General features: G+C 61.7%; 16 protein-coding genes. 6 read left to right on the plus strand and 10 right to left on the minus strand.

Annotation, left to right across the window (positions count from 1 at the left end; all coding sequences use genetic code 11):
* Positions 1-68: 68 nt before the first annotated feature.
* The 5 genes from AC1DK3_RS19440 to purB all read right to left on the minus strand — a co-directional run bounded on the left by AC1DK3_RS19440 (position 69) and on the right by purB (position 5,833).
* Entirely contained in the window at positions 69-1,598 is a 1,530-nt protein-coding gene (locus AC1DK3_RS19440; RefSeq protein ID WP_477193891.1) for a glycosyltransferase family 39 protein, read from the minus strand.
* Complete coding sequence (locus AC1DK3_RS19445) at positions 1,595-2,764, minus strand: glycosyltransferase family 2 protein (RefSeq protein WP_477193892.1); 1,170 nt, start codon at positions 2,762-2,764, stop codon at positions 1,595-1,597. The genes AC1DK3_RS19440 and AC1DK3_RS19445 overlap by 4 nt, the downstream gene beginning before the upstream one ends.
* Positions 2,758-3,636 carry a phosphatase PAP2 family protein gene (locus AC1DK3_RS19450; protein ID WP_477193893.1) on the minus strand — a complete coding sequence of 293 codons (879 nt, stop codon included), beginning with the start codon at positions 3,634-3,636 and terminating at the stop codon, positions 2,758-2,760. The genes AC1DK3_RS19445 and AC1DK3_RS19450 overlap by 7 nt, the downstream gene beginning before the upstream one ends.
* A 17-nt stretch (positions 3,637-3,653) precedes the next feature.
* Complete coding sequence (locus AC1DK3_RS19455) at positions 3,654-4,424, minus strand: phosphatase PAP2 family protein (protein ID WP_477193894.1); 771 nt, start codon at positions 4,422-4,424, stop codon at positions 3,654-3,656.
* A gap of 101 nt (positions 4,425-4,525) precedes the next feature.
* Positions 4,526-5,833, minus strand: a complete 1,308-nt coding sequence (purB, locus tag AC1DK3_RS19460; protein WP_477193895.1) for an adenylosuccinate lyase — start codon at positions 5,831-5,833, stop codon at positions 4,526-4,528.
* Between the two features lie 435 nt (positions 5,834-6,268).
* On the opposite strand from purB, the gene AC1DK3_RS19465 reads away from it, so the two are divergent.
* The gene (locus tag AC1DK3_RS19465) at positions 6,269-6,472 is read left to right on the plus strand and encodes a hypothetical protein (protein WP_477193896.1); all 204 of its coding nucleotides are present in this window, start codon (positions 6,269-6,271) and stop codon (positions 6,470-6,472) included.
* A gap of 249 nt (positions 6,473-6,721) precedes the next feature.
* On the opposite strand, the gene AC1DK3_RS19470 is transcribed toward AC1DK3_RS19465, so the two are convergent.
* On the minus strand, positions 6,722-6,964 hold the full coding sequence (locus AC1DK3_RS19470) for a CDGSH iron-sulfur domain-containing protein (protein WP_339083423.1): 243 nt from the start codon (positions 6,962-6,964) through the stop codon (positions 6,722-6,724).
* 421 nt (positions 6,965-7,385) lie between these two features.
* Between AC1DK3_RS19470 and AC1DK3_RS19475 the strand changes: the two genes are divergently transcribed.
* Positions 7,386-8,786, plus strand: a complete 1,401-nt coding sequence (locus AC1DK3_RS19475; RefSeq protein WP_477193897.1) for an APC family permease — start codon at positions 7,386-7,388, stop codon at positions 8,784-8,786.
* A gap of 236 nt (positions 8,787-9,022) precedes the next feature.
* On the plus strand, positions 9,023-10,024 hold the full coding sequence (locus AC1DK3_RS19480) for a magnesium transporter CorA family protein (protein ID WP_477193898.1): 1,002 nt from the start codon (positions 9,023-9,025) through the stop codon (positions 10,022-10,024).
* Between the two features lie 56 nt (positions 10,025-10,080).
* On the opposite strand, the gene AC1DK3_RS19485 is transcribed toward AC1DK3_RS19480, so the two are convergent.
* Positions 10,081-10,455, minus strand: coding sequence for a hypothetical protein (locus AC1DK3_RS19485; RefSeq protein WP_477193899.1), 375 nt, complete (start codon positions 10,453-10,455; stop codon positions 10,081-10,083).
* A gap of 132 nt (positions 10,456-10,587) precedes the next feature.
* Positions 10,588-11,562 carry a methylmalonyl Co-A mutase-associated GTPase MeaB gene (gene meaB, locus AC1DK3_RS19490; protein ID WP_477193900.1) on the minus strand — a complete coding sequence of 325 codons (975 nt, stop codon included), beginning with the start codon at positions 11,560-11,562 and terminating at the stop codon, positions 10,588-10,590.
* Between the two features lie 159 nt (positions 11,563-11,721).
* Here meaB and AC1DK3_RS19495 point away from each other — a divergent pair, with 159 nt between their 5' ends.
* A complete protein-coding gene (locus AC1DK3_RS19495; RefSeq protein ID WP_477193901.1) occupies positions 11,722-13,728 on the plus strand; it encodes an acyltransferase family protein in 2,007 nt (668 codons plus the stop codon).
* A 16-nt stretch (positions 13,729-13,744) separates the two neighbouring features.
* Here AC1DK3_RS19495 and AC1DK3_RS19500 read toward each other — a convergent pair whose 3' ends face one another.
* Positions 13,745-14,398, minus strand: coding sequence for an LOG family protein (locus tag AC1DK3_RS19500; protein ID WP_477193902.1), 654 nt, complete (start codon positions 14,396-14,398; stop codon positions 13,745-13,747).
* A gap of 197 nt (positions 14,399-14,595) precedes the next feature.
* Here AC1DK3_RS19500 and AC1DK3_RS19505 point away from each other — a divergent pair, with 197 nt between their 5' ends.
* Together AC1DK3_RS19505 and AC1DK3_RS19510 are read left to right on the plus strand one after the other, a co-directional pair.
* Complete coding sequence (locus AC1DK3_RS19505) at positions 14,596-16,311, plus strand: LysM peptidoglycan-binding domain-containing protein (RefSeq protein ID WP_477193903.1); 1,716 nt, start codon at positions 14,596-14,598, stop codon at positions 16,309-16,311.
* A 42-nt stretch (positions 16,312-16,353) separates the two neighbouring features.
* The gene (locus tag AC1DK3_RS19510) at positions 16,354-18,261 is read left to right on the plus strand and encodes an ABCB family ABC transporter ATP-binding protein/permease (RefSeq protein ID WP_477193904.1); all 1,908 of its coding nucleotides are present in this window, start codon (positions 16,354-16,356) and stop codon (positions 18,259-18,261) included.
* A 47-nt stretch (positions 18,262-18,308) separates the two neighbouring features.
* Here the strand turns inward: AC1DK3_RS19510 and AC1DK3_RS19515 are convergent, their stop codons facing one another.
* Complete coding sequence (locus AC1DK3_RS19515; protein WP_477193905.1) at positions 18,309-18,494, minus strand: hypothetical protein; 186 nt, start codon at positions 18,492-18,494, stop codon at positions 18,309-18,311.
* Positions 18,495-18,516: the final 22 nt, after the last annotated feature.

Consider the following 18,516-nt stretch of genomic DNA (forward strand, 5'->3'; position numbering starts at 1 on the left):
TCTCGGTGCCGGCGGGCCGTAACCATCCGGTTCGCCGGCGTTGAGCGTCGTCGTCGAACGTCGCGGCGTCAGAGCGGCGGTGTGGGCGGATCGGAGAGCAGGTAGACGACGTACGTCGCGCCGTTGGGGCTGCCATTCGCGCGCGTCAGGGTTCCGAGCGGCTCGATCTTGCGGAACTTCTCGCGCATCAGCGGGAGATCTAGGCGTCTTTCGAGTTCGACGTAGAGGGCGGGTTTGGCGAGCACCGATGCCGGGAGCGGGGCCAAAAATTCATAGCGAATGCGCTGATCGAGCTGCGCGACTTCGCTTCTTCCCTTGAGCCCCATCGCAATCTGGCCGGTCGTCGCGTAGCTCGACGTCGCGATCCAACCGGCGCCGGTTTCCAGGCGCTTCGCTTCGATGGCGTCGGCGAGTGCGGGCCAGCCGCGCATCTGTTCCGTCGGGTCCTTCGCGGCCGCCACCAATGGATGGAGCGCGTGGGCGTAGATGCCGGCCGTCATCGTGAAGCCGAGCCCTAAGGCGGTGAGGAATGTCGTCCGTCGCCAATCCGGCGAAACGGCTTCGAGCGCGAGGGCTGCGCAGATCGCGAGAGACGGATAGAGCGGCGCGGGCCAATTGCCCTGCACGCGATCATGCAAGGCGTGAGCGGTAAAGTAGATCAGCATCGGGAGGATGGCCGCTGCCAGCAACACATCGCTGCGGCTCCGGCCGCGGCTGACGTGTGCCGCGCGCGTGACCCTGACGAGGCCCCATATGGCGAGAACGGCGATCACCGGGCTCGCGAGCGCGAGAAATGTGCCGATGAATTCGAGGAGGTAGTTCAGTCCGCCCGAGCCGCTATGTCCGACGCGCCCGAATTGCTTCGTGAAGGACGCCCAGTCGTGTTGCGCGTTCCAGATGAATACGGGGCTTGCGACGATGCCCGCGATGATGCCGCCGATCCAAAGCTCGGGTGATCGAAACCATTTGCGGTTCTCGGGCGCCGCGATCAGCCAGAGAAGGATCGTGCCGCCGAGAAACAGGTTCGTATATTTCGACAGAAAGCCGAGGCCTGCGAACAGGCCGATGGCCAGCCACCATTTGGCGTTCTGGCTGCGGTCGAGTTCTGCGAGCGCCCAGATGACGAGCCCCGCGAAAAGCACCGAAGGCAGATCAGGCGTAACGATGATGCCGCCGACCGCGAGAAGCGGCATCGCCAGCATGATCCAAACGGATCGACGCGCGATTTCCGGCCCATAGAGAAGATATGCGGTTCGCCAAAGGACAGCCGCGCCGAGCGCAACGATGAGCGGCGCGAGGAGGCGAATGCCGAGATACGTATCTCCGGCGAGTGCCCGGCCTGCGCCGATGATCCAGGCGATCATCGGCGGGTGATCGAGATAGGAGAGCGAGAAGCCAAGCGACCAAATTCGGTAATAGGCTTCGTCATCGACGAGCCCGATGGCGCTTGCGAGCGCGAGGCGAATGGCGGTGAGCGCGAGGACGGCTGCCAGAAGGATGCTGTTGGCCGTCCGGTTGTCGAGCGGCGGCTTTGAAAGCGCGCGTTTGGGGTCCGCGGGCCGGGTTGCCGCTTCGGGGGTGATGAGACTAGCCGTCATCGGCGCCAGGTGAATGCAGAGCTGACAGCGTAGTTGAAGACGGCCGCCATCAGTGCGCCTGCGATGCCGGCACGCCACCACGTTGCGTCGTGGCTATAGACGAGATCGGCAACGCCGATGTTGGCAAGCGCGCCGACGCTGCACACGGCATAGAAGATCAGCAGCCCTTTGATCGCTTGGAAACCGCTGAGGCGGCGGTCGCGGAACGTCAGCACGTTGTTCAGGAAGAAGTTGAACGTCATGGCAACGAACGACGCGAAGATCTGGGCCGTATTGAAAGACGCATCGCCGACGACGATAGCGCTTCTGAGCGCGAAGAGGTGGACGACGAGGCCCAGCGTTCCCACGAGCGCGAACAGGAAAAACCGCGGCGGCACCCAGTTCCCCGCGAGCTTGGAAAGAAGCAGGCCCACGAAATCGGCGATCACGAGCCCATCGAGCTTCGACTTTCCCACCCGGCGCGGGCGGAACACATAAGGAATCTCGCGGACGCGCATGCCGGCGGGCGCGGACGCCAGAATGTCGAGCAGCAGTTTGAATCCGCCAGGGGAAAGGTTCGGAGCGATCGTGTCGACGAGCTCTCGTCTGATCATGAAGAAGCCGCTCATCGGATCGCTGACGTTCGTCCGGAGGAGGAGGTTCGAGAGGCGCGTTGCAAGCTCGCTCGATAGGCGGCGAGCGGTCGAAAAGCCTTCGCGCGCCTCGCCCGACTGGCTGTAGCGCGTGCCGATGACAAGGTCGGCTTCGCCGCTTTCGATGTCGCGCAACATGCGCGGGAGTATTTTTTCATCGTGCTGGAGATCGGCATCGACGACGGCCACGATGTCGGCACCGGACGCGAGCATTCCTTCGATCACCGCACCCGCCAAGCCACGGCGGCCAACTCTGCGCATGGCGCGCACGCGATCGTCGCTTTCGCCGAGAGACCGGATGACGCGCATCGTTCCGTCGGGGCTGTCGTCGTCGACGAAGATGACTTCCCAGCGGATGCCGGCGAGGGACGCATCGAGGGCCGCGATCATGGCGGCGATGTTGCCGGCTTCGCAATAGGTCGGCACGATGACGGAGAGGCGCGGCCGGGAATTGGCGATCACGCCACGTGATCCGGAGGGTGAGATCACGGTATCGAAGTTTTGAGATCCGGCTTCAAGTTCGGACGTTACCATGAGCACCATCGGGCCAGCGGATTAGGCGGGCCGGTCGCTGGATCGGTTCCGCCGCCTGTCCGCGCAATGAGATCGAACAGCAGGTAGATGGCGGCTACGGTTGCGGCCATGACCACGCCCGCAAAGACGACGTCGGATAGAAAATGCGCGCCTTGCGACATGCGCACCGCGCCCGAGAACAGCCCCGCGAGGACGCCGGCGCAAATGAGTCTGGTGCCCATGCCCGCGAAGAGAAATGCAGCGGCGAAGAACGTTGCGTAGGCCATCGATGCTTCGCCCGCGACGAACGAACAATTCTTCTCGCACTGATTGGATGGGAGAAGCGGGGGTGAATACGCTTTGTTGCCGCCGAAATCGGCGAGGTGAACGGGCCGCGCGCGCCCCCAGTTGTCTTTCAGGATGGCGTTGCTGACGACGCCCGGTCCGATGACGAGGCACGCGGTCAGAAAGAGCCATTTCGGGGCCGTGAAACCGAGAAACGCGCGCCCGCGAAGGACGGTCGCGGCTAGTCCACAGGCGGTGACGATACCGACGCCGACGAAAGCCAGAAAGAGCACGAAGCGGATGAGGTCGGCTGCGGTCGACGACTTACCGTAAAAGATGCCGCCGCCACCTTTTCCGGAAAATACGCCGTTGCCTTCATAGAAAAGCGCCGCCGCCTTCATGTCGATTTCCGGGAATGCGCTGAAGACGATGCCAGCGATGACACCGACGATCGCGGCGCCCCAGAGAAGCAACGCAACGTTCCGGCTTTTTTCTCGCGTACCGAACTCGGCCTGCGGCTCTGCCGCCATCATTATTCCCATCGGACTCAAAGCTTTCCGCCCGAGGCTCGGTTGGACTTCCGCTTTACGGATGTCACGTAGCAGCATTCGACCGCGCCGGTCACTTACGCCGAACTCGGTTCGATTGAATTTTTACGGTCGGACTCCAATGTGTCGAAAAGGAGTTGCAAGCTTGCACCGGTCAACGCCATCAGCACGCCGGCGAAGATAACGTCGGATAGAAAATGTCCGCCTTGAGCCATTCGCGTCAGACCGGCGAGGCCGCCGAGCAGGATGCCCAGTGTGACAAAGTTGCGCGACAGGGATTTGAACAGCAATGCAGCAACAAACAGCACCATGAACACGGACGAGGCCTCTCCCGAAACGAACGAGCAATTGTAATTGCACTGGTTCGTGGCGGGGAAGGGCGCGGTGAATGCCTTGCTGCCGGCAAATTCGATGACGTCTCGCGGGCGGGCGCGGCCCCAATGATCCTTAAAGCCTATGTTGGCGACGACCAGGGGGCCGGTCAGGAGGCAGACGGCAATGAAGAGCCATTTCCGTAGCCCCAAGCCCAGCCAGCTGGCGGCGGTCCGCGCGGTGATGACCACGCCGACGGCGGTCACCGCGCACGTCAGATAGAACAGGCCGTTGAAGGTGAAGCGCAGCATTCCGAATATAGCCAGCTGGTTGCCGATGAACTGGCCGTTTCCGGCGTAGAAGAGACGCGCGATCGCGAGGTCTATTCCTGGCGCTAAGCTGAACACCGCGAACGCAAGGACGCCGACAGCGACGGCGCCCTTGAGCAGGCTGATTGCGCCGATGACGGGCTGTTCTTCAGCCGCGTCACCTTCGTGGCGCTCTTCCGTCCCGAAAGCAAAGCCCGGCGCCGACATCCCACCACCCCGACATATCTCGATTGGAAGCCTATCGGCAGTCGAGATGGCAGCGGCACGTCAGTTTCGTTACACTTCGGTGACGATGTTAAAGGACGCGTTCAGGCGTTGCCGAAGACGCGCCGGAAAATCGTGTCGACGTGGGCGGTGTGATAGTCGATGTCGAACATCGCCTCGAGAGCGGCGGCCGGCACCTTGGCGGTCACGTCCTTGTCCGACTTGAGCTCGGTTAAGAAATCCTTGCCCAATTCCCAGGTCTTCATGGCGTTGCGCTGGACGAGCGAATACGCGTCCTCGCGGCTGACGCCGGCCTGGGTCAAAGCCAGCAACACGCGCTGGGAATTGTGCAAGCCGCCGAGCTTTTCCATGTTCCGCTTCATCGTCTCCGGATAGACGACCAGCTTTTCGATGACGCCGGCGAGGCGCGCCAAGGCAAAGTCGAGCGTCACCGTCGCGTCAGGTCCGATCATGCGCTCGACGCTCGAATGCGAGATGTCCCGCTCGTGCCAGAGGGCGACATTTTCCATGGCGGGGAGCGCGTAGGCGCGAACCATGCGGGCGAGACCCGTCAGGTTTTCCGAGAGCACGGGGTTGCGCTTGTGCGGCATCGCCGACGAGCCCTTCTGGCCCGGCGAGAAATATTCTTCCGCTTCGAGCACTTCCGTCCGCTGGAGATGCCGGATCTCGATGGCGAGGCGCTCGACGCTTGAGGCGACGACGCCGAGTGTCGCGAAGTACATGGCGTGACGGTCGCGCGGAATGATTTGCGTCGACACGGGTTCGGGAATGAGCCCCATCTTCTCAGCGACGTATTCCTCGATCCGGGGATCGACGTTGGCGAAGGTTCCGACCGCGCCCGAGATAGCGCACGTCGCGACTTCCTTCCGGGCGGCGACCATGCGCTCGCGCGCGCGCTCGAATTCGGCATAGGCGTAGGCGAGCTTGACGCCGAACGTGGTCGGCTCGGCATGGATGCCGTGGCTGCGCCCGATGGTGATCGCATCTTTGTATTCGAACGCGCGGGTCTTGAGGGCGGCGAGAAGGCGGTCGAGGTCCGCTATCAAAAGATCGGCGGCGCGCACCAATTGGACGTTCAAGCAGGTGTCCAGCACGTCGGACGATGTCATTCCCTGATGGATGAAGCGAGCGTCCGGGCCGACGTGCTCGGCGAGGTGCGTCAAAAAGGCGATCACATCGTGTTTCGTAACCGCCTCGATTTCATCGATGCGGGCGACGTCGAAGGTCGCGGCCGAACCTTTTTCCCATATGTTTTTTGCCGCAGCCTCCGGAATGATGCCGATCTGGGCGCTGGCGGTCGCGGCGTGGGCTTCGATCTCGAACCAGATTCTGAAGCGGGTTTCAGGCTCCCAGATGCGGGTCATTTCGGGTCGTGAGTAGCGGGGTATCATAGAGCTAAATCCTTGATGCAACGCGGGAGGCGTAGCAGACGGGCCACTGCGCATCAATCACTGGAGGCCGTTCCGGCCGAGGCATAGGAGACTTCGCTCAGGTCCGGGCGTTTTGCTGCTCTGCAGCGAATGCTTTGCAACAATTTGTGAAGCGATGTTCCAATTGTCGCCAGTCTATCGCCACGAACTGCTGACCAAGTTTCCACATTACGAGCGGGCATTTCTGTTTTTCGTTCAGGTGTTATTCAGGGCAGTTAAGTCACACTCGTGAAATTCGTCGGTCTACGTTCGAATTAGCGCATTCTATTCGTGCACGGGTGGGCCTACATAGAAATACCCAAGGATGTAATTGAGTCGCGAAGCTCTTTCCGGGTGGCAACAATAATCCCCGGTTCGAACTCCGCGATAAAAACCACAGCGGGAGACTTGAAGAACATGTCGCAACAGATGGGCAGCGGGGAGCTGGCTGAATTGGTCCATCAGATGGAGCAGTCGGAAGACGATCCGCGCCAGTGCTACGCGCTCGTGAAAGAGCGGATCACAGAGTTTCGGGATTCGGGCCGGGATATTCCGGACGTATTGAAGAAACTGGAAAGACGGCTAATAACGGAATGCATGCTGGCTTCCCAGGGGCGCTAATCCAGGGGCGCTAATCCTGGGTCGCTAATCCTCGGCCTCAAATTTTGAGCCGCTAATTCCGCTGAATAGCAAAGCTGGGAATACCAGCATTTCAGCCTCGTCCCATTGGTGGCCTTGGTGTCATCAGGTCGGCTTGCGCAATCTGGCGCGAGGCGGCCTTTTTTTTATCTGACCGGGGCTTTTTATGTGGGAGGGGCGGCGGCGTTGTCAGCGCAAGGTGCCGGGGAGCCACCTGTCGTTGCTCGGTTGCTACAAGACGTTATGGGTGCCGTCGCAATAGGGTTCGTCGTCGGTCGCTTTGCAGCCACAGAGGTTAAAGGTGCCCGTGTGGTCTGGAACGAACCGCATCGGTTCAAAGGACGTGCCTTCGTGCGAGCCGTCGCAAAAGGGCTGGGTCTTGGACCTTCCGCAGCGGCAATACCAATATTCCTGGCCCTCGGTGAGATCGACCTGATAGGGCCCGGTTTGGGCGACTACGGCGTCGTCAGACATTGTCGTACTCCATCTCGCGCGACTGGCTCGCTCGACTGACCCGCCCGACTGGCCCGTTGAACCGGCCCGCTGAACTGGCTCGCTGAACTTGGCTGGTTTAATTCGGCTCGACGAACCGAGCTGGTGCAGCCCCTCGTTTTTTGACTCGCTATCGGGTTTAGGAGCGACGGGCAAGGGCTCGTGCTGTTCTGCTCAGCAGACCGGCGTCGCCGTTTCGCGGCACTCTGCCTAACAAGTGGGCGGGCAACATTTTTCGGCAACGGCATCCTAGACATCGGCAAACGGCTGGGCGAAGGTCGCAATGAAGCGTGTGGAGTCCTGACGGGCGTGGCGGCGGGGGAATTGCCGTCCGAGCGGGGAAGGTCATCCAGCGCCAAAATGTCCTGTGACCAAAGACGTCCAGATCATGAGGGACCCGCGCATGGCCGATCTCTTTCGTAAGAAATCTGTCGCCTACGACGACTCGGACTTCGGTATGAAGCGGGTCTTGAGCGCGCTCGATCTGACGCTGCTCGGCATCGGGGCGATCATCGGAACCGGTATTTTCGTCCTGACCGGGGTGGCGGCGGCAACGCAGTCGGGCCCTGCCGTCGTGATGTCCTTCGTCGTCGCGGGATTGGCGTGCGGATTTGCGGCGCTGTCCTATGCCGAGCTTGCTTCAAGCGTCGGCGGTTGCGGCAGCGCCTACGGCTACAGTTACGCGGCCTTCGGTGAACTCATCGCCTGGATCATCGCCTGGGACCTCATCCTGGAATATGGCGTGTCGGTTGCGGCGGTCGCCAACGGCTGGTCAGGCTATTTCAACAACGCGCTGACGGCCATCGGCCTCGGGCTGCCGCCGGAGCTCACGAAGGGGCCCTTTGCGGGCGGGATCGTGAACCTTCCTGCGTTCGGCATCGTCTTCCTGTTGATGATCATGCTGATCGTCGGGGTGAAGGAGACCGCGCGGATCAATGCGGCGATGGTGGCGGTGAAGCTTGGGACGATCGCGATTTTTCTGGCCGTCGCTATCTTCAATATCCACCCCGAGAACTGGACGCCGTTCGCACCGTTCGGCTGGTTTGACCACAATGCAGAAGGCAGGCCGGTCGGCATTCTGGCGGGCGCGTCTCTCGTCTTCTTCGCCTACGTCGGCTTCGATGCGGTGTCGACGGCAGTCGAAGAGGCCCGGGACCCGCAACGCGACGTGCCGCGGGGCCTGATAGGCTCGCTGATCTTCTGCACGATCATCTACATCGTCGTTTCGGGGGTGTTGACCGGCATCGTCAATTACACCGAACTCAATGTGTCCTCGCCCGTTGCGTTCGCGCTTCAAAAGATCGGGTACAACTGGGCTTCGGCGCTGGTGGCCGCGGGCGTCATCACGGGGCTGACGACCGTCATGCTCGTCCTCTACTACGCTCTGACGCGCATCATCGTCGGCGTGTCGCGAGACGGACTGCTCCCGCCATATTTTTCCGTGGTCAACCGCCGTACGCATACGCCCGTTCGCACGACGGTCATCGTCGGCTTCGTCATGGCGATCATGGCCGGCTTCCTTCCGCTCGGCATTCTCGCGGAGCTCGTGAACATCGGGACGCTCGCGGCGTTCGTTCTCGTGTGCGCGGGTGTGATTGCGCTCAGGATGTCGCATCCGGATCTGCCGCGGCCCTTCAAGATGCCGGGCGGCCTCATCATTCCCGTGCTCGGCATCCTTTCCTGCGGCGCGCTGATCGGCTTCCTGCCGTTCGAAACGCACCTGCGTTTCATCGTCTGGCTGGCGCTCGGGCTCGTCATCTACTTCGCGTATTCCATCAGGCACAGCCGGCTCGCGGTGGCATAGGCCGATTAACTCTCAAGACCCCCCTGGAAAAAGACAAAGCGCGAGAGTAGGTTCCCGGCCGACCGCGGTCGCCTGAAAGCATGCCTGCTCTTCCGTCGGCCCGGATACGAGGATCAAAACAAATGGACTGCGACAGTCGAAGCGATACTTCGATTTCGCCCGTATCCTTCCAGCTCGCCTGATATCGGGCCCGCTTGGACGGCTGCGCGGCGGCCGAGAACCGGAAGGGCCTATACATGCTGCGCAGCTATCGCCGCGAAAATTCGCATCTCGTTTTGGCGCAGGAAGGCATTGAGGCCGATGCGGGGGTGATCGATCTTCCGTTTTGGATCGATCTCTATAATCCGGCTCCGCAGGACAACCGCTATGTGGAGCAGTTGCTCGGAATTTCGCTGCCGACGCGGGAGGAGATGCAGGAGATCGAAGTCTCCGCCCGGCTCTATCAGGAGGACGGCGCCGAGTTCATGACGCTGACTGCTGCGTCTCAGCTCGAAAGCGACGAGCCGATCAACACGCCGATCACGTTTGTGCTCAAGGGCACCACGCTCGTGACCGTTCGCTATGCGGAGCCCAAGGCCTTCGCCAATTTCGTCGTGCGCGCGCAGCGTTCCAATGCCGTGCCCGTCGGGAACGGCGAGCAGATCATGATGGGCTTGATCGAAGCGCTGCTCGATCGCATGGCGGATGCTCTTGAGCGCGTTGGAACAGGGATCGATCAGGTTTCGCGGCAAGTGTTTCGCAGGGGCGGGAAGGCGAAGGAAAAGGCATCCCCTTCCAGCGACGATCTGCAAGCGGCGATCGAGAGGATCGGCCAGGACGGCGATCTGTTGACGAAGGTCCGCGAAAGTCTCGTCAGCATCAACCGCGTGCTGACCTATCACACCAGCGTCGATCAGCAGGACAAGAAGGTTACGAAGGACGCCAAGGCGCGCAGCAAGGTTTTGTATCGGGACGTGGTCGCGTTGACAGATCAGGCGACGTTCCTGTCGAGCAAGGTCAATTTCCTGCTCGACGCGACGCTCGGGCTCATCAATCTGCAGCAGAACCAGATCATCAAGATCTTCTCGGTCGCGGCCGTGGTGTTCCTGCCGCCGACGCTGGTCGCATCCATCTACGGCATGAACTTCGCCGATATTCCGGAGCTCAGGTGGGGCCTCGGATATCCGTTCGCGCTGGGCATGATGGTCGTCTCGGCGATCCTGCCGTATCTCTATTTCAAGCGGCGCAGGTGGCTTTGATATTGGGCGTTGGCGACTCCCGTTCCGGGAGCCGGCCGCCAACGCGAGACGAGCGGTTAGTACGCGGTGCCGGTCATGCCGTCGTTGCTGGCCCAGCGAAGCGTCGAGCCTGTGCGCGTGACGGAGAAGCATTGCTCGCGGCCCGCCTGCCAGAGGTTCCAGCGCTGGCAGAACTGGTTGCCGGAAATGCGCCAGGTTCCGCGGTCTTCGCTGATGCCGCCAGAGAGGACGGCCATCGCTTTTGATTTGGCGCTCATCGTGCCGCCGGGATTGTAGCGGATGGGAACCGATCCGAACGGCGCCGAGATGTAAATCGTCCGTCCAGCGAGTAGCCCTCGCAGCTCGATGCCAGTGAGATTGTCGGCTGCTGCCTGACCGGCCGATGCCATGATCGCTGCTGTCGCCAACCCGGCGAGAACGCCTCGTCGCATGTTTATTTACCCCCGTCTCGAAATCAGAAAACTCGATCGGGCACGATTAGCAAATTGCTGCGTGCGCTGCGCGACAAGCCTGTGGAAAAAGTAAAGATCGGGCGCGGATTGTTGCCGAGGTGGCCCGATTCGCTATTCGAGCAAGCGGCGTGCTGCCTTGTCCGGTGTCATCGTGCCTGAGAGAACGGCATCCGCGAGCGGATCGAGACCTTCCTTGCCGCCGGACTTGATGCGTGCGGCGACGATGTCGGCGGCGGCGCGCGCGATCAAATAGCGAGCCCTGCGACGCCTTCTCGTGATCGCGCCATCGGCGATCACGCGCGTGCCGATTTCGTCGAACGCTTCGACGAGTGCGGGAACGCCATCGCCGCTCAGCGCGCTCGTCTTCAACACGGGGACTTTTTCGGCCGCCATCGCGCGGATCGACAGTGCGCCGACAAGTTGCTGCATCGTTTGTTCAGCACCGGGGCGATCGGCTTTGTTGACGACGATGATGTCGGCGATTTCCAGAAGGCCGGACTTCATCGCCTGAATGTCATCGCCCATTCCAGGCGCGGCGATGACGACGCGGATGTCGGCAACTTCCGCGACGTCGACTTCGTTCTGTCCAGTGCCGACGGTTTCCAGCAGCACGATATCGAAGCCCGCGCCGTCGAGTGCGTCGATGATGCGGACGGCAGCAGGTGAGAGGCCGCCGAGATAACCGCGCGAGGCGAGTGAGCGTACGAAGACGCCGTCGTCATCCAACGCCGCCGTCATGCGGATGCGATCGCCGAGTATAGCGCCGCCCGAGATCGGGCTCGACGGATCGACGGCGATAACGCCGACGGTCCGGCCGTGCTGTCTCAGATGCGCGATGACGGCGTTGACGAGTGTCGATTTGCCGGCGCCGGGCGGCCCTGTGAATCCGACGACGAGCGCGTGTCCGAGATGCGGCTGCAGCGCCTGAAGTAATCCGGGTGCGGCTTCTGACAGCCGTTCAAGTTCGGTGATCACCGTTGAGATGGCGCGGCGTTCGCCCGCGCGCATGCGGTCGATGTAGCTCGCGATGTCGGCGGCTGGGATGCGGGCAACGGGCGGGAGCGGATCTGCGGTCGTTTTGGCCATACGCGCTGATAGAAGGGAAGCGGCCCGCACGCAACTGTGTGGTCGGTGCGCAGCGCTTCTTGCCATGCACTTAACCACAAGCAAGCCCCTTTAGAGCTGTCCCTCTCCGGAACTCTATGCAAACTTCTAACCAGGGGAGCTGGGGAAGGGTCGGAGGCGTTGGACAAGGGCCGGGGGATTTTTCAGACCGCGCTGTTATCCACTAGAGCGCATCGCGCCGACATCGACGGTCTGCGCGCCGTCGCGATTTTAGGTGTGCTGGGCTATCACTTCGGCCTCGCCGTTCCAGGCGGATACGGCGGCGTCGATGTCTTCTTCGTCATTTCGGGTTTTTTGATTGCCGGGATCGTCAAGTCCGAACTCGAGGCCGGCACGTTTTCCCTGACGCAGTTCTACGTTCGGCGCATCCGCAGAATATTGCCGGCTCTCGTTGTCTGCCTTTCGGTGACGACGCTCGCGGCCTTGTTCGTTCTTTTTCCGCTGGACTACAAGAATTATGGCCGCAGTCTGCTCGCAGCCGTTCTTTCCGTGTCGAATTTTTATTTCCAAAGCCGAAACGGCTACTTCGACGGCGCGGCGACCGAAAAGCCGCTTCTCCACACATGGTCGCTTGGAGTCGAGGAGCAGTTCTATATCGTGTTTCCGCTGACGCTTCTCCTGCTCTTCAAGTTCGCAAGAAAGCGTCTATCGCCGCTGTTCTTGGCGGTTGCGGTGCTTTCACTTGCGTACAGCGGCTTCAGTGTAGCGCGCGCACGGGAACCCGCCTTTTTCTCGACCTTCGGTCGGGTTTGGGAGTTAGGAATAGGAACGCTGCTTGCGTTTGCTGCTCTGCCGCCGCCGTCGCGCCGCTGGGCAATCGAGGCCGAAGCGGCGACGGGCGTGTTGCTAATCGCCTTCAGCTATTTCTTTTACGATGATGATACGCTGTTTCCCGGACTGGCAGCAGTGCCGCTCTGTTTGGGGGCTGCTCTTATCATTCATTCCGGCATGACGCCCCAAAAGTCGTTCGTGGCGCGCCTGCTCTCGTCGTCACCGATGATTGGGATTGGGCTGATTTCCTATTCCATCTATCTCTTGCACTGGCCATTACTGGTGCTCTGCCAATATCGTTTTCCGGATGTCTTCGGAGCCGAAGCACCGCACGCGACGGACGCGCGTATGGGCCTTGCCGTAGCGAGCGTCTGTCTCGGGGCCTTGTCTTGGCGTTTTATCGAGGAGCCCTTCCGGCGCTCCGGCGCCATTTCGACGAAAACGGTGTTCCGTGCTGGAGCCACCGCTGTCCTAACGCTCGTTGGGGCATCTGCCGTCATCATCGTCCGTCCGCACTGGCTGCAAAGCTGGCCGGCTGCGATCGATGCGATGCAGTTCAGGAGAACGGTTTCGGGGCGTGTGTTGGGATTGAAGCGCCAGCCAGGGTGGACTCACGATACCTATCTCATCGGCAACGATGGCAGCACGCCTGACACCGTCTTGTGGGGTGACAGTTTCGCCCAGGCCCTCATCCCGGGCTTTATTAGCTTTCATAGCAAGACCGGCCAAGGCGCAGTCATAGCGGCAGCCCCGGGATGCCCCCCGCTGCTTGGAGTCACGTTCTACCGACGCTTGGCGAGCAGGAACTGCCGCCCTCACAACGAAGCTATTTTCAAAGCCATCGGTGAGCCTGGTATCCGGCGTGTCATTCTTGTGGCGCGATGGTCGGCATTCGCGAACAGCACGGTGCGCGACGGCAGTGGAAATCCCGTTGTGTACGGGACGCGCGTGCTCGCGGATGGCTCAGTTTTCGGCGGCGTACTCGAGGAGATCGTCAACCGCCTCGTTGCGCAAAACAAGGAAGTCGTCCTGGTGGGTCCGGTTCCGAACCAGAAATTCGCTGTTGGCCCGGCTATGGCGCGCCATATCGCGTGGAATCTACCTCTACCTCCGGAACTGACATTGCGGGAGTTTGCCGAGCATGAGCGTCTCGTTCTTCCCTTGCTAGCGCGGCTAGCGACGATCCCTCACGTCCGCGTCGTCTATCCGCACCTTAGTTTATGCGATCCGAACGCTTGCCATTACAGCATCAATGGCAAGGCAATGTATTCGGATGACGGTCATCTCTCGCCAGACGGAGTCGCGACGCTCTCAAGTATGTTCGACGAGCTTTTTCACAGCGCGGAGAAGTCGTAGCCGTCCCTTTGTTTCGTCAGAACCTATCAAGCACTTGCTCTTCCCTGTCAGGTTTTTGCAGCTTCGCAGCTTTGAGGATCGCGGGGAGGATGTCTTCGGCCTTATCGACAACGGTGAAGCGCACGTCGAGGCCGTCGCGAATGAATGTCTCCTGCTTCATGTGCTCGAGAAGCTTCAGGAACTGATTCCAGAAACCGTCGATGTTGGCGATGACGATCGGCTTCGCGTGACGGCCAAGCTGGGACCACGTCAACTGTTCGACGAGTTCCTCGAGCGTGCCGACGCCGCCGGGAAGCGCCACGAATGCGTCGGCGCGATCGAACATCAGCTGCTTGCGCGTGTGCATGTTCTCGACGACGATCAGCTCGTCGACGTCTCTCAGCATCAACTCGCGGTTGCCGAGGAATTCGGGGATGATGCCCGTGACCTTGCCGCCGGCACCGAGCGCGGAGCGGGCGACCTCGCCCATCAGGCCGAGGCTGCCGCCGCCGTAGATCAGGCGGATGCCATTGTCGGCGAGCGCCTTGCCGAGCTTGCGTGCGGCCACGGTGTAAGCGGTGTTCAGGCCCTTTCCGGAGCCGCAATAAACGCAGACGCCTTCGATTGTTGAGGGGGGTGTGGAATTATTATCGCTGGCCGGTGTGCCGGCCATTTTTGTCATTTCATTCATTCTCGATCCATTCTCAAACGATGTAGCATCAGTATTTGGGGGTTCGCTGCCGGGCCACCAGAGTATGAATAGGACGCATGCCGCTTTTGCGGGGCGCGCGGTGCGTTCAAGAGGAATTTTCACGCTGTCGTAGCTCTGGGGCTTGGCGAGAGCGTGACACGTGTGCTTAGTTCATAGTCGAGTTAAAAGGCGATGTTATGAAAAATGACGAAGCCACGGTTTCCGCGAAGAAAACCGCGATCGTAAGCGCGCGGGCTGGCGCCGTCGCCGCGCTTCTCGTCCTTGCCGGGCTGCTGCCGCTGCCGCTCGGGGCCGCCATTGATCGGGGGGATACGGCGTCCAGYGGTACAACTGTCATCATCGCCGGCGAGTTTCCCCCGGTCGCGATCGATAGCGAAGATACGCTCGATGCCGAAGATCTGCTTCCCGTGCTGGCCGAGGACGTTTCGCGCCGGCCTGACGCGCCGACAGGCTCCGATGCTACAGGCTCCGATGCGCGAGAGATCGATGTCCGGCCGCCCGAGACTGATCCCTCCGACGCCGACGTTTCGTCCGAAAAGGACAGCGATCTCGCTCAGAGCGTATGGCCGCCGAAGGATCTTGGGATTGCCGATCGCGTGCAAGACTGGCTGGCGCGCGCCAATCGCGAATTTCAGTCGACGATCATTCGCCGGTTGTCGACGCCGTCGGCTGTCGCGGGCGATGCGATCGCGCGCAAGGTCGAAGAGGTGAAGGACGAGGACGCAGCGGCTGCTGCGGCACGCGCGGAAGAGGCGATCAGTACAGCGCAGGCCAAAATGGCGGCCGAGGCTGAAGCCAAGCATCAGCGCGACCTGTCCGATGCCGCCGCGAAGGCTGCGGAGGAAGCCAAGGCGCGCGAAGCGGAAGTGGCTCGTATCGACGAGGAGCGGAAAGCGGCGGAAGAAAAGCGGCGCGCGGAGGAGCAAAAGCGGCAGGCTGAACTTCGGCTCGCCGAGGAAGAGAAAGCGGCGAAGCAAAAGGCGGCGGAGGTCGCGGCTGCGAAGGAGGCAGCTCAGAAAGCGGCCGCGGCGGCAAAAGAGCGAGAGAGCGCCGAGAGGCAGGCGGCTGAAGCGGCTGCTGCTCAAAGAGCGGCGGAGGCAAAGGAGGCGGAAGCCAAGCAGCAAGCCTTGAGAGAAGCCGAGGCAGCCAAGGCTGCGGAAGAAGCCAAGGCTGTGGAAGAGGCGAAGGCAAAGGCAGCGGAAGCGAAGCGGCTGGCGGATGAGGAAGCCGCTAAGGCTGCGGCCGCTCAGGAGGCTGAGGCCCGGGCAAAGATTGCCGCCGCAAGCGAGGCCGCAGAAAAAGAACGCGCGGCGGAAGTGGCCGCCAAGAAAGACGCGGAAGCCAAGCAGGCACTCGCTCCGCAGGCACTCGCCCCTCAGACCCCGGATCCGAGCAAGCAGGCGATGGTCGAGGACGAGGCCGAGGAAAAGGACGAGACCAGCGTCGCGGCTGCGCCGAGCGCGACCGAGCAGCCGTCGGTCAGTGGCGTGCAGCCCGCGAAGAAAGTCGAAGGTAAATCCTCCGACGAAAGCGATGCCAAAGTGGCAGAGCGCAAGCCGCGCCCTCATCACGCTCGCCTTCACAGGCAAGCGAGCAATCGCTCAGCCATTCGCTCAGTCAACAGGGGGGCCAATCAATCGGCGCATAAGCGTGGTCCGGTCGTGAAGCGCTGGGTCAGGCAACCGCGGCAGGGCCGCTGCCGGCTTGCGGGCCACAAGGTCTTGCTGCCCGGCCGCTATACGGTCGCACGCGGCGACAACCTGTGGCTCATCGCCCTTCGGCACTATCACGACGGTTGGTATTTCCGCCGGATTTACCGCGCGAACCAGGACGTTATCCGCGATCCCAACCTGATCCATCCGTGCGAGCGGCTTTATCTGCCCCGGCGGTAACTGTGATGGACTTTCGCGCCGCGTGATCCTATCTGAAGCCCAATGCAAAGCGCCTTTGTCAATTGGTGCGCGGCGGTCCGCGATGGATTGCTGGCGCGCATTACCCCATCCGCCGAGACATCTCGGGTTCTGAAAGCTCTCTGGCCCTATGTTTGGCCCGAGGACCGGCCGGACCTCAAGCGGACGGTCCTCTGGTCGTTCGCCATTATCGTCATTGCCAAGGGCGTGACGGTCACGGTGCCGTTCACGCTCAAGTGGGCGACGGATGCGCTCGTCGCGTCGACCGGCGGCCACGTGTCGAGCAGCCAGACGCTGCCCTGGCTCATCGGCGCGCCGGTGGTGGCGACTATTCTCTACGGCATTGCGCGGATCGTGATGTCGCTGCTCGTGCAGGTCCGCGAAGGCATGTTCGCGCGCGTTGCGATGCATGCGGTCAGAAAGCTTGCGCTGTCGACATTCGAGCATATGCACCGGCTGTCGCTGCGGTTCCACCTCGAACGCAAGACGGGTGGACTGACGCGCGTTCTGGAGCGCGGCCGGACGGGGATCGAGAACATCAGCCGCATGGCGCTGATGACGCTCATCCCGACCATCGTCGAATTTCTGATGATCATCGCCGTCTGCGCTTACGAGTTCGACTGGCGCTACATCGCGACCATCGTGCTGATGATCGCCGCCTACCTGTGGTTCACGGTGAAGGCGACGAACTGGCGGCTTTCGATCCGCCGGGCGATGAACGAGAGCGACACGGACGCCAACACGAAGGCGATCGACAGTCTTCTCAATTACGAGACCGTGAAATACTTCGGCGCGGAAGGGCGGGAAGCGGCGCGCTACGATAGGTCGATGGCCGCTTACGAGAAAGCGAGCATCAAGACCTACACGTCGCTCGCGGTTTTGAACTCCGGCCAGGCGGTCATTTTCACAATCGCGCTGACGATCTGTCTCGTGATGTCGGCGACAGACATCGTGGCCGGCAAGGATACGGTCGGTCATTTCGCGATGGTCAACCTGCTGATGCTGCAACTCTTCATGCCGCTCAACTTCATGGGCATGGTGTATCGCGAGATCAAACAGGGGCTGACCGACATCGAGCGCATGATGGAAGTGCTCGAGCAGAACCCCGAGGTCGCCGACAAGCCCGGTGCGAAGGAACTCAAAGTGTCGGGCGGAGCGATCCGGTTCGATCACGTCGGGTTCGCGTACGATCCGGAGCGCGTGATTTTGAAGGACGTTTCGTTCGATGTGCCGGCGGGCAAGATGGTCGCCATCGTCGGGCCGTCGGGGGCGGGCAAGTCGACCGTCGCGCGGCTGCTGCTGCGTTTCTACGACGTGACGGGTGGCCGGATCACGATCGACGGGCAAAACATTCGAGACGTGAGCCAGCATTCGTTGCGGGCTGCCATCGGAGTCGTGCCGCAGGATACGGTGCTGTTCAACGATACGATTTTCTACAACATCAAGTACGGCCGGGCCGATGCTACGGACGCGGAAGTCTATGCGGCTGCCAAGCTCGCGCAGATCGACGATTTCGTTCGCGGGCTTCCGGATGGATACAACACGATGGTCGGTGAGCGGGGGCTCAAACTCTCGGGCGGCGAGAAGCAGCGCGTCGCGATTGCGCGTACGATTTTGAAAGCGCCGCCGATCCTGTTGCTCGACGAGGCGACGAGCGCGCTCGACAGCCATACGGAACGGGAAATTCAGGACGCGCTGGACCGCGTTTCGAAAGACCGGACGACGGTCGTCATCGCGCACCGTTTGTCGACGATCATCCATGCGGACAGCATTCTGGTCTTGGAGGCGGGCCGCGTGGCGGAGCAGGGCACGCACGGCGAGCTGATCGCGAAGAACGGGCTTTACGCGAGCCTCTGGGCGCGTCAGCGGCAGGCCGAGAAGGCACGCGAAGAACTTGCGCATGCGCTCGAAGAAGCCGGCGAGCCGGCGTAAAACCGAGCGGCGGCTTTCGAGCGGCGGCGATCAATCAGCGAGTGGCGCTAGGCTTCGACGACTTTCCAGCCGTCGGGACGGGGCAGTTTTTTCCGCTTCGTCTCGGCTTCGTCGCGCGTTGTGAAACGGATCGCCAGGGAGCGCGGGACGAACACGTCACCGTTGCCCAGATAGGTGTGCTGTCCCGTGGCGCGGTATACGTCGTGCCGCTGCTCTTCCAGTAAATATGCCATTGGCCGAAATCTCGCGTTCGCC

The organism is Hyphomicrobium sp. 01T421 (genome assembly GCF_056398805.1).

Excerpts from the sequence above, each read along its gene's own strand:
- AC1DK3_RS19440 (WP_477193891.1), bottom strand. The coding sequence starts at position 1,598 with ATGACGGCTAGTCTCATCACCCCCGAAGCGGCAACCCGGCCCGCGGAC.
- AC1DK3_RS19445 (WP_477193892.1), bottom strand. The coding sequence starts at position 2,764 with ATGGTAACGTCCGAACTTGAAGCCGGATCTCAAAACTTCGATACCGTG.
- AC1DK3_RS19450 (WP_477193893.1), bottom strand. The coding sequence starts at position 3,636 with ATGCTGCTACGTGACATCCGTAAAGCGGAAGTCCAACCGAGCCTCGGG.
- AC1DK3_RS19455 (WP_477193894.1), bottom strand. The coding sequence starts at position 4,424 with ATGTCGGCGCCGGGCTTTGCTTTCGGGACGGAAGAGCGCCACGAAGGT.
- purB (WP_477193895.1), bottom strand. The coding sequence starts at position 5,833 with ATGATACCCCGCTACTCACGACCCGAAATGACCCGCATCTGGGAGCCT.
- AC1DK3_RS19465 (WP_477193896.1), top strand. The coding sequence starts at position 6,269 with ATGTCGCAACAGATGGGCAGCGGGGAGCTGGCTGAATTGGTCCATCAG.
- AC1DK3_RS19470 (WP_339083423.1), bottom strand. The coding sequence starts at position 6,964 with ATGTCTGACGACGCCGTAGTCGCCCAAACCGGGCCCTATCAGGTCGAT.
- AC1DK3_RS19475 (WP_477193897.1), top strand. The coding sequence starts at position 7,386 with ATGGCCGATCTCTTTCGTAAGAAATCTGTCGCCTACGACGACTCGGAC.
- AC1DK3_RS19480 (WP_477193898.1), top strand. The coding sequence starts at position 9,023 with ATGCTGCGCAGCTATCGCCGCGAAAATTCGCATCTCGTTTTGGCGCAG.
- AC1DK3_RS19485 (WP_477193899.1), bottom strand. The coding sequence starts at position 10,455 with ATGCGACGAGGCGTTCTCGCCGGGTTGGCGACAGCAGCGATCATGGCA.
- meaB (WP_477193900.1), bottom strand. The coding sequence starts at position 11,562 with ATGGCCAAAACGACCGCAGATCCGCTCCCGCCCGTTGCCCGCATCCCA.
- AC1DK3_RS19500 (WP_477193902.1), bottom strand. The coding sequence starts at position 14,398 with ATGAATGAAATGACAAAAATGGCCGGCACACCGGCCAGCGATAATAAT.
- AC1DK3_RS19510 (WP_477193904.1), top strand. The coding sequence starts at position 16,354 with ATGCAAAGCGCCTTTGTCAATTGGTGCGCGGCGGTCCGCGATGGATTG.
- AC1DK3_RS19515 (WP_477193905.1), bottom strand. The coding sequence starts at position 18,494 with ATGGCATATTTACTGGAAGAGCAGCGGCACGACGTATACCGCGCCACG.